Annotated in this window: 17 protein-coding genes; all 17 read left to right on the forward strand. The window is 33.3% G+C overall.

Annotation, left to right across the window (positions count from 1 at the left end; translation table 11 throughout):
* The first annotated feature begins 93 nt into the window (after nt 1–93).
* The 17 genes from E7274_RS05955 (at nt 94) to E7274_RS06035 (ending at nt 15752) form a co-directional block, all read left to right on the forward strand.
* A complete protein-coding gene (locus tag E7274_RS05955) occupies nt 94–1200 on the forward strand; it encodes an AAA family ATPase (RefSeq protein WP_304174516.1) in 1107 nt (368 codons plus the stop codon).
* Nucleotides 1201–1291: 91 nt separating this feature from the next.
* The gene (locus tag E7274_RS05960) at nt 1292–1639 is read left to right on the forward strand and encodes a helix-turn-helix transcriptional regulator (RefSeq protein ID WP_304174518.1); all 348 of its coding nucleotides are present in this window, start codon (nt 1292–1294) and stop codon (nt 1637–1639) included.
* A gap of 66 nt (nt 1640–1705) precedes the next feature.
* On the forward strand, nt 1706–2017 hold the full coding sequence (locus tag E7274_RS05965; protein ID WP_304174520.1) for a helix-turn-helix domain-containing protein: 312 nt from the start codon (nt 1706–1708) through the stop codon (nt 2015–2017).
* An 8-nt stretch (nt 2018–2025) separates the two neighbouring features.
* Entirely contained in the window at nt 2026–3279 is a 1254-nt protein-coding gene (locus E7274_RS05970; protein WP_304174522.1) for a type II toxin-antitoxin system HipA family toxin, read from the forward strand.
* Nucleotides 3280–3337: 58 nt separating this feature from the next.
* Nucleotides 3338–3616, forward strand: a complete 279-nt coding sequence (locus E7274_RS05975) for a helix-turn-helix domain-containing protein (protein ID WP_304174524.1) — start codon at nt 3338–3340, stop codon at nt 3614–3616.
* Entirely contained in the window at nt 3603–4718 is a 1116-nt protein-coding gene (locus tag E7274_RS05980) for a type II toxin-antitoxin system HipA family toxin (protein WP_304174526.1), read from the forward strand. Before E7274_RS05975 ends, E7274_RS05980 begins: the two co-directional genes overlap by 14 nt.
* 190 nt (nt 4719–4908) lie before the next feature.
* Complete coding sequence (locus tag E7274_RS05985; protein ID WP_304174528.1) at nt 4909–6156, forward strand: ATP-binding protein; 1248 nt, start codon at nt 4909–4911, stop codon at nt 6154–6156.
* A gap of 136 nt (nt 6157–6292) precedes the next feature.
* The gene (locus E7274_RS05990) at nt 6293–7534 is read left to right on the forward strand and encodes a hypothetical protein (protein WP_304174530.1); all 1242 of its coding nucleotides are present in this window, start codon (nt 6293–6295) and stop codon (nt 7532–7534) included.
* A gap of 100 nt (nt 7535–7634) precedes the next feature.
* Nucleotides 7635–7865 carry a hypothetical protein gene (locus E7274_RS05995; protein WP_304174532.1) on the forward strand — a complete coding sequence of 77 codons (231 nt, stop codon included), beginning with the start codon at nt 7635–7637 and terminating at the stop codon, nt 7863–7865.
* Nucleotides 7866–7904: 39 nt separating this feature from the next.
* Entirely contained in the window at nt 7905–8318 is a 414-nt protein-coding gene (locus E7274_RS06000; RefSeq protein ID WP_304174534.1) for a hypothetical protein, read from the forward strand.
* Nucleotides 8319–8619: 301 nt separating this feature from the next.
* Nucleotides 8620–10137, forward strand: coding sequence for a phosphotransferase (locus E7274_RS06005; RefSeq protein WP_304174536.1), 1518 nt, complete (start codon nt 8620–8622; stop codon nt 10135–10137).
* 20 nt (nt 10138–10157) lie between these two features.
* On the forward strand, nt 10158–10751 hold the full coding sequence (locus E7274_RS06010) for an SIS domain-containing protein (protein WP_304174538.1): 594 nt from the start codon (nt 10158–10160) through the stop codon (nt 10749–10751).
* A 62-nt stretch (nt 10752–10813) separates the two neighbouring features.
* Complete coding sequence (locus E7274_RS06015; protein ID WP_304174540.1) at nt 10814–11641, forward strand: phosphotransferase; 828 nt, start codon at nt 10814–10816, stop codon at nt 11639–11641.
* Nucleotides 11642–11655: 14 nt separating this feature from the next.
* Nucleotides 11656–12723, forward strand: a complete 1068-nt coding sequence (locus E7274_RS06020) for a hypothetical protein (protein WP_304174541.1) — start codon at nt 11656–11658, stop codon at nt 12721–12723.
* Nucleotides 12724–13290 (forward strand): HAD family hydrolase, encoded by a 567-nt coding sequence (locus E7274_RS06025; RefSeq protein ID WP_304174543.1) that lies wholly within the window; start codon nt 12724–12726, stop codon nt 13288–13290.
* Nucleotides 13291–13312: 22 nt separating this feature from the next.
* A complete protein-coding gene (locus tag E7274_RS06030; protein WP_304174545.1) occupies nt 13313–14395 on the forward strand; it encodes a hypothetical protein in 1083 nt (360 codons plus the stop codon).
* Nucleotides 14396–14438: 43 nt separating this feature from the next.
* Nucleotides 14439–15752, forward strand: coding sequence for a WavE lipopolysaccharide synthesis family protein (locus E7274_RS06035; RefSeq protein ID WP_304174547.1), 1314 nt, complete (start codon nt 14439–14441; stop codon nt 15750–15752).
* Nucleotides 15753–15761 lie beyond the last annotated feature (9 nt).

Here is a 15761-nt window from a genome sequence, read left to right on the forward strand (position 1 = left end):
GACACCTATTGCATAAATTTGTGATAGGTGTTATATTATGCGTTGAGATACGACATATCGGATTATACAAATATAATACGGAGGATGAGATAAATGAAAGTTATTAGCACAGGTGAGAAATATAGCATTTTTCCAGATGATCTAAAAACATATGATAGAATTCCAGCTGGATATTATGTTGTTAGGTTTGTTAAAGGAGAGGGCTTCTTTTTAGAGAAATACTATAAATTTGATATAAAAGAACAAGTCATATATGGGGTTCACGATGAAAAAGTACACAAAGTAATTGATTCATTTAAAGAGTTTAATCGCAATTTAGGCGTGATTTTAAGTGGTGATAAAGGGATAGGAAAATCGCTATTTGCTAGAATGCTTGGTGTGGAGATGGTCAATGACAATAAGCCTGTAATAATTGTTGATAAATATATTGAAGGCATTGGGGCATTTCTCGATAAGATAGACCAAGAAGTGATGGTTCTTCTAGATGAATTTGATAAAACCTTTTCGTCAAGTAGAGATGATGAATGTAATCCTCAAACAAGTATGCTGTCATTATTTGATGGTGTATCACAGGGGAAGAAATTGTTTGTGGTTACATGTAATGAAATAAGAGGACTAAATAGTTTTTTGGTCAATAGACCAGGAAGATTTCATTATCATTTTAGATTTGATTATCCAACTGCTGGTGAGATTAGAAAGTATTTGGAAGACAAACTGAAAGCTGAATATTATGGAGAAATAGATAATGTTATTTGCTTTTCGACAAGAGTTTCTCTTAATTATGATTGCCTAAGGGCAATAGCTTACGAAGTGAACAAAGGATTATGTTTCGCAGAAGCAATTAAAGATTTGAATATTGTAAATATTGATAGAGAACAGTATAAACTACAGGTGCTTTTTGATGATGGAGAAATACTGACTAATAAAAGATTCTTAATGGATTCATTTAGTGAGTCGGAAATATCAGTTGATATTAGAAATAAAAATAATCATTATTCCGGCGAGATAAGTTTTTCACCAGCAGATATAAAATATAATTATAGTTTAGGTACTATGTACATTTCGCCAGAAGATATAGAGCTAGGTTATGAAACATATGATGACGATGATAATATAAAATTAAAAGCTTTAAAAAGTAGGAAGATAAATACAATTGTGATTAATAGAATAAATGAAAAGCAACTACATTACGTAGTATAATGGCGCATCCTAAAAAATGAATTGTAGCTAGAATGTCTTTGTGTATTTAGGTATACTTAATGCAGATATCTAAAAGGACTAGGGCTATATTATGGGAAAACAAGTATATGAGAAAATATTTGAATTAATTAAAGCAAAAGGAATGACCCAGAAAGATTTTTCAAAAGCTACAGGAATACCAGAAAGTACTGTTAGCGATTGGAAAAAGAAAAAGTACAATCCAGGAGTAGACAAAATACCTGTTATTTGCAAGGCACTTGGAATTACCACAGCTGAATTGTTGGATTATGAAGAAAAGGATGAGATAGGCTGTAGATATTATCTTTCAAGTGATGAAATGGTAGTTATTGAAGCTTATCGTGCTGTTGATGATAATGAAAAGAAACATATCAAAACCTATGTTAATTATATACTTGAAATGTACAGGAAAAATGAATAATGTCTATAAAAATTGACAAAACATCTTCTTATGTTTAAAATTATTTACATAAGGAGATGTTTTATTATGGCTAAAAAATCTATTGTATTATTACCAGAAACAGAAGAGATTCTATCAGAGATGGGAATGCAGATTAAATATGCTAGATTACGAAGAAAGCTTACGTCTGAGCTTGTGGCAGAGAGAGCAGGAATTAGCAGAGCGACGTTGGTTGCAATAGAAAAGGGAGCGCCATCTGTAGCGATGGGATGCTATGCAGCAGTATTACATGCGCTTAATTATATGGATAAAGATTTGTTATTAGTCGCAAAGGATGATGAATTGGGCCGTAAACTGCAGGATTTGGATTTGCCTGTTCGTAAACGAATCAAAAAATGAGGAATGTCATGAGTGAAGAAAAAGTAATATATGTATATGCAGACTTTGCGCCGTATGAAAATGAATTGGTTGGCCGAATAAATGTAACTCAATCCAGAGGAAAGGAATTCTATAGTTTTGAGTATGAGGATTCATGGTTGGATTATCAGCAGATGGCCTTAGACCCTGATTTGCAGTTATATAAAGGGCGTCATTATTTAAATGATGATAAGAATATTTTTGGCGTCTTTGCAGATTCGTGCCCTGATAGATGGGGCAGGAGGCTAATGAACAGAAGGGCAGAAATTTGCGCCAAGGAACTACAAGAAAAACCAAAAAAACTTATGGAGAGCGACTATCTACTAGGTGTATATGACGAAGCTAGAATGGGTGGACTCAGATTTAAACTGGATAAAGATGGTGAGTATCTGTCAAATGATAAGGATTTTGCTACTCCACCATGGACGTCTTTGCGAGAATTGGAACAGGCATCATTAGCTTATGAAAAAGAAGAAAATGTCTTAGACGATAAATGGCTAAAACAGTTAATTGCACCAGGCTCATCGCTTGGCGGTGCAAGACCAAAAGCATCAGTTATGGCACCTGATGGTAGTCTTTGGATTGCAAAGTTTCCATCTAAACATGATGATATAGATTCTGGAGCATGGGAAATGGTTGTACACGAGTTAGCTCAGCTATGTGGACTAAATGTCCCAGAAGCGAAGGTGGAAAGATTTTCAAAATTGGGAACAACGTTTTTGGTAAAGCGTTTTGATAGAAATGGAACAGAGCGAATACATTTTTCGTCTGCTATGACAATGCTGGGAAAAACAGATGGAGCAAATGCGAGTGATGGAAGTAGTTATTTAGAGATAGTTTCATTTCTGAAGGCAAACGGTAGTAAGCCTAAAGAAGATTTAGAAGAATTATGGAAGCGCATAGTGTTTAGTATGGCAGTTTCTAATACGGATGACCATTTCAGAAATCATGGTTTTATTTTGGAGAAATCGGGTTGGAAATTATCTCCATTGTACGATGTAAACCCAGATATCTATGGAAATTATTTATCTCTTAATGTAAATAGCGAAGAATCTGACTTAGATTTTGAATTAGCAATTAGAACGTCTGCATATTACGGATTAGATGAAAAGAAAGCTAAAGAAATTGTTAATGAAATCGCTGAAAATGTAAGAGATAATTGGAAAAATATTGCCCAAAAGTATGGTATTAATAGGTCAGAAATAGAGCGTATGAGGCCAGCGTTTATGATATGTGGCGAGTAGGAGGATTAATATATTAGCTATATTTGCCAATTTTGGCGAAAAAGACTAATATATTAGCATGATTAGTTTATATCAAAAGACATGGAAAGAAATAAATAATGAAGTAGCATCCAATGTTCAAAAGCTTCGCAAGAGAAAGAAGATATCACAAAAAGAGCTTGCTGAAAGATCAGGGGTAAGCTTAGGTTCTATAAAAAGATTTGAACAGACAGGTGAGATATCGTTGCAATCTCTGACTAAGATTGCAATAGCGCTACGCGCCGAAAATGAGATGGAGGCTCTATTTACACAACCTAATTTTGAATCTATAGAGGAAATATTAAATGGACAGAATTAAGAAGTTAGATGTTTTCTATCACGATAGATTAGTTGGAACAATGGCACTCTATAATGGGACATTGTGTGCATTTGAATATAGCAAGGAATGGCTGACAGAGGGATTCTCTATCAGCCCTTTTTCACTTCCATTAGAAAAAGGCGTATTTATGCCAAAGATAGATCCTTTTGAAGGCTTGTTCGGAGTATTTGCCGACAGTTTGCCTGATGGCTGGGGACGTCTATTAGTAGATCGTCTAATGAGAAAGAAGGGAATAGATCCTTTTTCTTATGGAAATATGGAGCGTCTTGCAATAGTTGGCGAGACTGGAATGGGTGCGCTTACTTATCGTCCTGTGATAGATATGGAAGAAGAATATGACGACTATTCGTTGGACGAAATTGCTAAGGAATGTGAAAAAATCTTATTGTCCGGGTCTAGTGATAAATTGGACTATTTATTTGCAAAGGGCGGCTCATCAGGCGGTGCACGTCCAAAGATTTTAACAAAGGTGGATGGAGATGATTGGATAATTAAATTCCCTGCAACCTTTGATGATAAAAATATTGGAAAGCAAGAATATGAATATGCTTTGTGTGCAAGGGAGTGTGGAATAAATCTAGAGGAAGTACGACTTTTTGATTCTGAAGATACAGAAGGGTATTTCGGAATGAAAAGATTCGATAGAGTTGGGAATCGTATTTGCGATAGAGTGCACATGGTTTCCGCCGCAGGCTTGTTGGAGACATCCAATAGAACACCAAATCTTGATTACAATATACTCATGCGGTTGACTCTACAGCTCACAGGTTCAATGGAAGAGTGTGAACAGTTATTCAGACGGATGTGTTTTAATGTGTATGCTCATAATAGGGATGATCATGCTAAGAATTTTAGCTATTTGTATATAGAAAATGAAAATCGCTGGATTCTTTCACCGGCATACGATATGACATACAGCAACTCAATTGGAGGCGAGCACGCAACTACAGTCAATGGAAATGGAACTAATCCAGGGGAGAACGACTTGTTGGCTGTGGCAGAGAATATAGGATTGAGCTTGCCGAAGGCGAAGAGGATTGTGGTAGAAGTTGAGGAATGCGTGAGGGAATATTTGGGATAGGAAAAGTAAAATGAAAATGGCTTCACGACTGATGCTGCGAAGCCATTTGTGTCTTATGGGCACTTGAAATAATAGTTACAGATATGGATTAATTGATAAATGAGTATTTGAAACGAAAATGCAACGATTTTGAAATCGTTGCATTTTCGTTTCAGCGATGATAATATAGACATATATGAAAGGGGCAACTATGAAGGAATCAAAATATTTGGAATGGAAAGAAGATGTTACAAACACATTTCTAAAGACTGTTTCAGCATACGCAAACTATGAAGGTGGTACAATTGAGTTTGGAAGGAATGACAAAGGAGAAATTGTAGGCTTAGACGATATAAGACAAGCATGCTTAAATATAGAAAATAAGATTAATGATTCAATAGCACCAATGCCAGATTATTCAATTCAAATTAAAGGAAGAATCATCGTATTAGAAGTATCTGCTGGAATAGCTAAACCATATTTTTATAAGGGTAAAGCATATAAGAGAAGTGATACAGCTACAATTGAAGTTGATAATATAGAGTTAAAAAGATTAGCTCTTGAGGGAGCTAATAAATACTATGAACAGTTAAAATCAGAAAAACAAGATTTGAGATTCACATATTTGGAAAGCTGTTTAAAAGAAATACTTAAAATAGATAGATTATCAGAGGATATATTAAAAACATTGAACTTTTATGTGGATGGAAATAGTTACAATAATGCAGCCGCATTATTTGCTGATGAAAATGACTTTTCTGGAATAGATATGGCAAGATTCGGTGACAGTATAAATATTTTCCTTGATAGAAAATCCTTCGTGAATGTATCTGTTTTAGCGCAGTTTGCTGAAGCTATAAAAATATTTGAGCTATATTATCAATATGAACAAATAGAAGGACAAGTAAGAGAAAAAAAATATCTTATTCCTTCGGATGCATATAGAGAGGCTGTAGCAAATGCATTGATACATAGAACATGGGATATCAATTCGAATATTCGTATTTTAATGTATAAAGATAAAATTGAGATATCATCCCCTGGTGGACTTCCTAGTGGGATTTCAAAAGACGAATATCTAAATGGAAGAGTTTCAGTGTTGAGAAATCCAACATTAGCAAATATTTTTTACAGATTAAAATATGTAGAAATATTTGGAACTGGGGTAAGAAGAATAATTGAAGCATATAGAGACTACATTGTAAAACCAGATTTTTTGATTAATGAAAATACTATAACGATAGTGTTACCGGTAATTAATACATCCGGCAAAATGACGACTGATGAACAAAAGTTAGTAGATGTGTTTACAAAAACAAGTGTTTTATCATCAAGTGAGATGGTAGAACTAGCTGGATTTAATAAGGCAAAAACACTGAGATTGGCGCAGTCTCTTATAGACAAAGGCATATTGAAAAGAGAGGGAGAAGGCAGAGCGACGGGATATAGCTTAAATTGATTAAATGCATATTAGGTATTTTAAGTCGTGAAGATTGCGTTTCAAAAAGTAACAAAAGCGGGTAGATATGTTTAATACTCCTGATATAAATAAAGATGACTAGATTAAGAGGAAAAAATCTGTAGAGGTGAAAGGTTTGGTATACAAAAATTTTAAAGATTATGAAGATTATTACGAAGAGCGTAAACTATATGAATTTGATAAATGTACTAAGTGCGATGGAATAAGAGAACTGATAGAGACAGAAGTGTATTATACGATTGGAGATAAATCACTTTATTTTCCAAGTATTTTAGTAATGCGATGTGAAAAGTGCGGGGATGAGGTTTTACCAGAATATACTAAAGAAATTATAGATGGGGCATATAGAAATATGCTTGCAGAAAATCAAACCAGAGGTATGTTTACACCAAAAGAGTATGCGAAAAAATTTAAGTACTGTGAAAATGAAAACTATATTTACGATCATAGAGATTACTACAATATTCCTGGTTTAAGATATGATGAAGAGCATGGTACGGAAGGGTTTTTAACTCCGGTATATTTTGAAAAGAGGGCGTTGGTCCATTTCATTAATGTGCCGGAGTATAATGTTGATATTTTTTCAGAATCTTATGGACAAATTGCAAAAGCTAACCTTGAAGGAGTCTATGAATATGATTGGGTGATTCCGTTTGGCTTTAATAAAAACGGTAAAATGGTTATGTGGTTAGGCGATATTGATTCTATGGATCCTATAAGTAGGGGGATTATTAAACCATTCAATATTGAATCGGATCATAAATTAATGAGTTCCGAATTCTATCAAGCGCAGATGAATTGTATTTTCAGTGATCCTATAACTGAAAAGCAGATAGTTTTATGTAAAAAACAGTTTATTGAAAATGTAAAGAAGAAACACGGTATAGACTTGTCTCATTTGGTCGAAGAGTGTGAAGAACATGAGGCAAAGATAAATCGACCAGTTGTATTCTCTGAACAAAGTGTAAATGGTGTGATTAATGCATTCGATAAAGTACTGGTAGAAGGATTCAATGTTAAAGCGTTAAAAGAGTTGTATGAGAAGTTGTATTCTGAAGATGAACGAACGGCAGGATATAAAGACTGGGCGTCAATTAAGTTCTTAGAATCATTGATAGATAAATGGTGTATGGGAATGGCGGTTGATGTTAAAACTTTGATATCACCATTATATGTTTTACACGATTATAGAATTTATTTGGATCATTTGCTTTCTAACGATAAGAGAAAGGCACGTGTAGATAATATAGTTAAGACGCTAGGAGTCACAGATTTTTCAGACCAAGAAAAAATATACTATGAAGAAATCTCGAGACTTAAAAGTCTATTTCAAACGTTGGTTGTATTATCCGAATAGCTACGTGTGCCGGAATAGATGTCAGTGAAGCTTGAAGTAGTTATGTATGATAATATTTTTGATTTCGCAGGAGGGAACTTAACATGGGATATAGGAGGCAATGCTGATACATGGAGCATACAATATAAATTTTTCAAAAGATAACGTAGCACGTGTTGAGGCGATGATTCATCATAACTCTGGCTATGATTGGATTTTAATACTACGAATCCAGAAAAAAGTTGCATACAAATTTCAGCACCTAAAAAACGCTCTTATAGGAAACAAGAATATCTATGCAGGTGAATATAGGATTCAAATTGAAGAACTGGTGACTGCAATAGATAAGTAAAAGAAAACTCATTTGAGTACTGACGGTAGAGATATAAAAGTGATTTCAAAACGTATTGCAGATATTGAACAGGATGAACTGGTGTACCTGCTGAAAAATCCTAAAGAAACAGATTACAAATTAATTGAAATTATTGCAAAAGAAACAAAACCAGTAGGACAAAGTGATAAAGGAAATCCGCATAGAGGCAGAAGAAATCTATCTTTCGCCAGCAAGTTCTGCCGCTATGCTTGTTTCTATTTGTTTGATGGGAAACACAGAGACAACTATTCCATATACGATAGTATCGTGAACAAGGCGCTTCCATCATATATGGAGCGATATGGAATTGAGAAAAAGAGAATTACTACCTATGCCGAATATCAGGAGGCTATCGATGAGGTTATAAAGAAATCAAAGTCGGGTATCAGTAGGAATGGATTTGATCATTTATTATGGTATTGCTATAAGTAGCACATTGCCAGTTCGAAGAACAACGAATACCTTGTGACAATTCTGTGTCCACACCCCATATTTATTGAATAACCCTACCATATTCAATATAATTAATACATAATGATTAATCCGTGGAGTAAATCGGACCACGGATGGGGAAGCTAGGCTAATTTAAAACTGAATGCTTGGTGGGGAGTAATGGTAATATGGTAATAATTTAAGGGCTTCGCACCTAGTGGTGCGAGGCCCTTTTTTCTAAAGAAATGGGGCATAATTGCCGAAATATACTTAAGTGATACAAAAAATGTGCGAGGTAAATATGGAATACATAATAGTACAAGCTGGTGGTAAAGGGACCAGACTAGAATACTTAACAGAAAATAAACCTAAGGCATTGGTTCCAGTGGATAATCTTCCAATGCTTTTTCATCTATTTAGAAAATATCCTGACAAAAGATTTGTTATTATCGCTGATTACAAGAAGGAGGTATTGAGGAAGTACTTAGCTGCATTTGCGGATGTTAAATATCAGGTAGTAGATGCTGAAGGAACAGGAACTTGTTCTGGAGTAGGACAAGCACTTGAACTAATACCTGAAGATGAAGCGTTTATGCTTGTTTGGTCTGATTTAGTTTTACCAAAAGATTTGGAACTTCCAGAAGAATACACTAGTAACAAGGCTGAAAGCAATTACGTTGGCTTATCTCAGACATTTCCATGTAGATGGAAATATGAAAATGGAGTATTCGAGGAAGAACGTTCTGAGGAATATGGTGTTGCAGGCTTCTTCTTATTCAAAAACAAAGAACAAATAGCTGATGTTCCAGAAAGCGGGGAGCTAGTAAGATGGTTCAGCAGTAAAGAGTTGAATTTTAAAACGGTGGGACTTGCTGGCACAAAAGAATTCGGGCTTATAGAAGAATACAAGAAGTTTGCTGTCCCCAAATATAGACCGTTCAATAGAATTACAGTCGATGGAGATGTTCTCACAAAAGAGCCAGTTGACGACCAGGGACTAAAATTGGCAAAACGTGAGACTGCTTGGTATGAAAAAGCAAAACTGTTAAATATTCCTGAACTGCCTAAGATATATAAAACAAAGCCTCTACAGATGGAATACATAAAAGGCAGAAACATATATGATTGTGATTTTGAGTACGAACGCAAGAAAAAGATTCTAGAATCTCTTGTAACAATGCTGAAGAAATTACATGCAAGTGGAAGCATTCCAACGGATACGTTTAGTATTCAAGATGCATATTTTGATAAGACTCTAGCTAGATTGCAGGAGGTGCAAAATCTTGTACCATTTGCAAAAGAGCGAGTAATAACAATTAATGGTAGAAAGTGCAGAAACGTTTTCTATCATTTAGAGGAGCTTGAGCATAGACTGGATAAATTGAAAACAAATTGTAAGGATTTTAGATTTATCCATGGCGATTGTACCTTCTCGAACCTAATGATTAGAGAAGATAACTCACCAGTGTTGATAGACCCAAGAGGTTATTTTGGATTCACAGAGCTATACGGTGATGTTAGGTATGATTGGGCAAAGCTTTATTACTCAATTGTAGGTAACTATGATCAGTTCAATTTAAAGAGATTTAGGTTACATATTTCGGATGATGTTAATGAGGGAGTAAAGCTCGAAATTGAATCCAATAATTGGGAAGAGATGGAGCAAGATTTCTTTGACTTAACAGGTGCAGATGAATATGAAATAAAGCTATTACATGCAGTTATTTGGCTTTCGCTTACTACATACGCATGGCAAGACTACGATTCAATTTGCGGAGCATTTTATAATGGATTGTTATATTTAGAGGATGTCCTTTAATTGAAGAAAGGTTATAAAAGATGATTGATTATTATAAAAGAGTATTGGAAGTGCTGACTGATTCTATGGAGTCTATACCAACTGAGATTTACCAACAAATGGTTGATGAATGTGTCACGACATTGAATAAGGGCGGAAAAATAATTGCGAGCGGATTGGGAAAAAATGTGCCTATTTGCGAGAAATTTGTAGGTACATTAAATTCTTTTGGATTGGATGCACGATTTCTCCATACTAATACAGCTGTTCACGGAGACCTTGGTATGGTTGGAAAGGATGATATTGTATTTTTGCTTTCTAAAGGCGGAAACACATATGAGACTGTTGCACTTGCAGAGTATTTAAAACAACGAGGGACCAACACATGGCTTTTAACTTTTTATGATGATTGTAAGACGGCAGAAGTTGTTGATAAACTTTTAGTTTTAAATTTACTTGAAGAAGGCGACGAATGGGATATTGTTCCAAATAACTCTACGACTGTTTATTTAATTCTGCTTCAAGGGATAGCTCTGGAATTGAGTAAAAGACTTGGAGTGACTTTGGATGATTTCAAAGTGAATCATCCAGGCGGAGGTATTGGTGCAAGGCTTAGTGGAAAAGACTTATGGTGAGAATGTAAGATGATTAATTATCGTATACAGTGCAACAAAGATTGTGTGAGAATAGAACAAGTATGATTGAATTAAATGGACACTCTGGGTGCAAAATATATGTTGTTGATGATTACTCTAGAAAAGTGGTTAGAAAAGTCTCATCTAGCGAAGATTATAATGAACGACTAATTGCTCAGATGAGAAAACAGGAGTATCTCGTCCTACCAGGCTTTAAAACATGTGAGGTTTTGGGGAATGGTAAGATTAACAATTTGTTTTACTTTGAAATGGAGTACCTTAATGGAAAAACATTAGCAGAGAGTATTGAAACATTAAGTTTAAACAATGTAATTAAAATTTCAAATATATTAGGGGGGAATATAGTTGATTATGAATCGCCAAATAAAGAGGCGGATTATGTTTTTAAAGAAAAAATAAAATCCTTAAAACTAGACGAACGTGTTAAAAATAAACCGATAGTTCAAGCTAGTTTACGATATGTAAATAATTATTCTTGGAAATATGTAATGAACTCTAGCTGTCATGGAGATTTGACATTAGAGAATATTATTGTTCAGGATAACGAATTTTATCTTATTGATTGTTTAGATTCTTTTTACGATTCATGGTTGATTGATATAGCTAAAATATTTCAGGACGTAGATTTATTCTGGTCATATAGAAATCAGAATAATATAAGTGAAAATCTCTTAATCCGACTAACTGTAATTAGAGATTTGTTGATGGAAAAAATATTAGGAATGCCAATGGGAAAGGAAATATTGGATACGATTTACCATATATTAATAGTAAATCTATTAAGGATATATCCATATGTATCGGATAATAAAACTGAATTATTTTTAGACGAAAAATTAAAATATGTGATTAATAAAATTGAGCAGTAAAGGAGCATATATATATGAATACATTAATAATACCATGTGCTGGAAGATCAAGTCGTTTTCCAAATATGCGCCCTAAATGGATGTTATTATATCCAGACGGAAATATGATGGTAAAAAAGGCAATAGAAGGCGTTGAATTGGGTATATTTGACAGGATAATTATCACTATCTTGCAAGAGCATATTGATAAATTTAATGCAAAGGAGATATTGAATAATATATTTGACTTCGAAAACTCTAATTGCTATGAGTTATGCGTGTTAGAGGAGCCTACAAGCTGCCAGGCTGAAACTGTATATGAAACATTAATTAGATGTAATGTTGAAGGACAGTTTTCAGTAAAAGATTCAGATAATTATATTAAAGTAGATTCAAGTAATCATGGAGAATACATTGCATCTCTTAATATTAATAGTTTTCATAAAGAAATAGGTAGATTAGGTGGAAAAAGTTTCTTGGTAGTAAACGAACAAGGAATAATAACAGATATTATTGAAAAAAGAATAGTATCAGAAAATATTTGTGTGGGAATGTATGGTTTTGAAGATGCGAAAAAATTTGAAGATGCTTATAACCACATGAGAGAAGTAAGTGATAAGAGATATGAAATCTATTTAAGCCATATAATAGCTTATTTAATAGGAACAAAAAAATCTGTTTATAGAAATATTGAAGTAGCTGACTATGAAGATTGGGGAACAATAAAAGATTGGAATATTGTATTAAATGAAAAGAAAACAGTAATACTCAATATTGATGGTCTATTATTTGAAAAGAATGAAAAATTCTTCTCAAATGTTGACTGGAATGAATCGCTAATACCAATTAAAGAGAACATAGATAAAGTAAAGGAGATAGTAAAAGAGGGGGCACAACTAATACTTTTAACATCGATGCCAGAATCATATAAAGATATGGTCGTAAAATCGTTAAGTGATATCGAAATAGAATATTATAAAATTATTTTTGGATGTTATATTTCACATGAAATACTAATAAAGAAAGCGGAGAAGACAATACCATATCCAGGAGGAGAAGTTGTTAATGTTAGTGCCAACTCTTATATAGGAGACTATATATAAATGAAGAAAAAAATGGCAGTATTTGATATGGATGGAACTTTGTTTGATACTTGTGAGTCTAACTATCGTGCTTATGAATTTGCAATCAAAGAAAGTGGTTTTGACAAAACAATATCTCTTGGCGATTTTCAAAAAAAATGTTTTGGTAAGAATTACAAAGATTTTTTACCGGAGATATATGGAATAGCCGATGCAGAGGCAATAAAAAGAATTCATGATATCAAGAAGAAAACATACAAATCAGTACTAGAAAAACATGGGAAGACATTTGATGGTCTATTAGACTTGTTGAAATGTATTAAGCCAGAGTACGTAATTGTTCTTTGGACAACTGCGTCCAAAGAAAATACATATGAATTACTTGATGTTTTTCAATGCACAAATCTATTTGATGAGATAATTACAGCTGAAGATGTAAAGGTTCTTAAGCCAGATTTAGAAGGGCTAAATAAGGTCATGGATAAATATGGTATAGCAAAAGAAAAAATAGTATATTTTGATGATTCGGAAGCATCTGTGCTAAGAGCGCGTGAACAAGGAATTACTTCGTTCAAGGTATTAAACTAGGAATTAGAAAAAGAAAAATAAAATGGGAAGAGATATAAACAAATATTACTTTATAATTCCATATGGTTTTGGAGATGCAATGTTTTGTTGCTCATTTTATGAATGCCTGAAGACAAAATTTCAAAGCGAGATTGTTTTCGTCATAAGGCCACAACATGCAATATTGATGTGGATGTATGACATTGATAGCTACGTGGTAAAAAATTTCAGCGAAAATGAATTATTTGAAATAGCAGAATCAAATAGAAATCCCATTAAAGGCGAATATTATGTAGCGCATCCTCATTTTGGGAATAAAAAAAGGATAGAAGAGGATTTTCTAAATATTAAGATTTCCTTTGTAGAAATGTTTAAGAGGTTTTGGGAAATTAAAGAGAAGGAACTATTATCTTCACCTAAAAGATGGCCATCAATGACAGAGGATTTAAAGTCAAAAATAAAAGGGATTGAATTAGAAAAAACGATATTGATTGCGCCAGAAATGAATAGTGCGTCTAGAACAGAGAAAATTCCTTATGAATGGTATTTTAAACTGATAGAACAATATGAGTTAGATGGATACACAGTTTTAGTAAATGCTTATAAAGATAAGGAGCTTTTCGCTAAAAATTATATAGAATTAGAAATAAATGAGTTAATAGCATTAGCGATTAATGTGAAAAAGGTGGTTACATCACGATCTGGTTTTTCTGACATTATATATCCAAAAGTAAAAAACATGGAGATTATATATCCAAATTTGGCTTTTTTTAGAATGTATAGAATGACAGATATTTTTGAAATGAATAATACGAATGTTTATGAAAAGATAGTGTCAATTTCAGCAAAATTAGAATTGTTAAATGTTAAGTCTGTAGCAATATATGGATTTGGACAAGTGGGACACAGATTATTATATTCCCTACAAAACGAAGGAATTGATGTGGATTATGTTTTGGACAACAGGAGAATAGAAGAATATAGATATTATGGATTAAATGAAGAACTGCCACGAGTTGATGCTGTTATCATAACTATTATTGATAATGAAAACAATATTAAAAAAATGATAAATAAAAAAGGCTTAAGCGCAATAAATCTTTCGGAAATAATGAAAACGATATAACACATAGAGTATAACAATAAAAAATGATTGGAGTACATTTTTTATGGAAAAAATTGATATGAAAAAAATGAAGAGAGGGTATTTTATAGGTGATTTCGAACCCTCAGCATTTAAGACAGACGCTGTTGAAATCTGTTCTAAAGGAGCAAGCAAATATACACTTGATGCGGGATACTATAGAAAGAAAGATGTTCAATTTATTTTTTTAAATCGTGGTTCTGCTGAAATTAATGGTGTTAAATTTAAAAAATATGATTTGATTAAATTTGAGCCAGGAGAAGTAATTAATATTTTTGCATTAACAAATATTGAAATGACTATTATTAGATTCCCTGGCACAAAGGGCGATTTAAATAAAGTTGTTTGGAACGATTTTGATGAAATGAACTCGTTCTACCATTCATATTTGGATAGATTAATAAAATTACATGAAGAGCCTGACAACTGTAAAAAAGGGAAAAGTATTTCATCCAAAGATGTGTCTGTAGTAATTCAAGGATACGCAGATTCAGTTATAACCAAAAACACAATTGAAAGCGTTAGAAAATATCTTCCAGATTCAAAAGTAATTCTGTCTACGTGGAAGGAATGTGATTGTAGTCAACTCGATTACGATGAGGTGATATTAAATGAGGATCCCGGTGCTTGCGAGTGTGGTTTATATGCAATGGAACCTATAGCTAATAATGGGAATAGGCAAATTCTTTCGACAAAAAAAGGGCTTGAGAAGGTAAAGACCAAATATGCACTAAAGCTGAGAAGTGATTTAGTTTTATTGGGAAATGATTTTCTTAGATATACAAATGTATTTCCGGAATATAAAAAGGATGTACGTATTTTTAAAGAAAGAATAGTTATAGGAGAATTGTTTACGCGAAATGATTTCGTATACTATGACCCTAATGGATATAAACATAAAGTTCCTAAGCCGTTCCATCCATCAGATTGGTTTTTCTTTGGTTTAACAGAAGACTTAAACACATTATATGATGCGGTAACTCTTATTCCAGAAAATGAGATGGCAAACTATGAATGTAATAATAAAAATCGAGTTGAAAATAATAAATATAAATATTCATGGAGATACACTACCGAACAACATATAATGCTTGGTTGCGTTCGAAATAAATTAGGATTTTCAAAATTTGCTGATTGGACAGATTGGGATGATGAGATTATTGAGTATTCAAAAGAAGTAATGCTTAATAACTTCACAATATTAGATTTTTGCCAACACAAAATATTGAACCAAAAATATATACCGGCAAGTTTTGCAAACAGTGGAGTATGTTATAAAGAATGGAATCTTATGACAAACAAGCAATTGTCAGATTACTATAAAACAAACTTTCAGTAGAGGACGAGT

The sequence above is a fragment of the Pseudobutyrivibrio ruminis genome, assembly GCF_015057245.1.
GTDB lineage: Bacteria > Bacillota > Clostridia > Lachnospirales > Lachnospiraceae > Pseudobutyrivibrio > Pseudobutyrivibrio ruminis_E.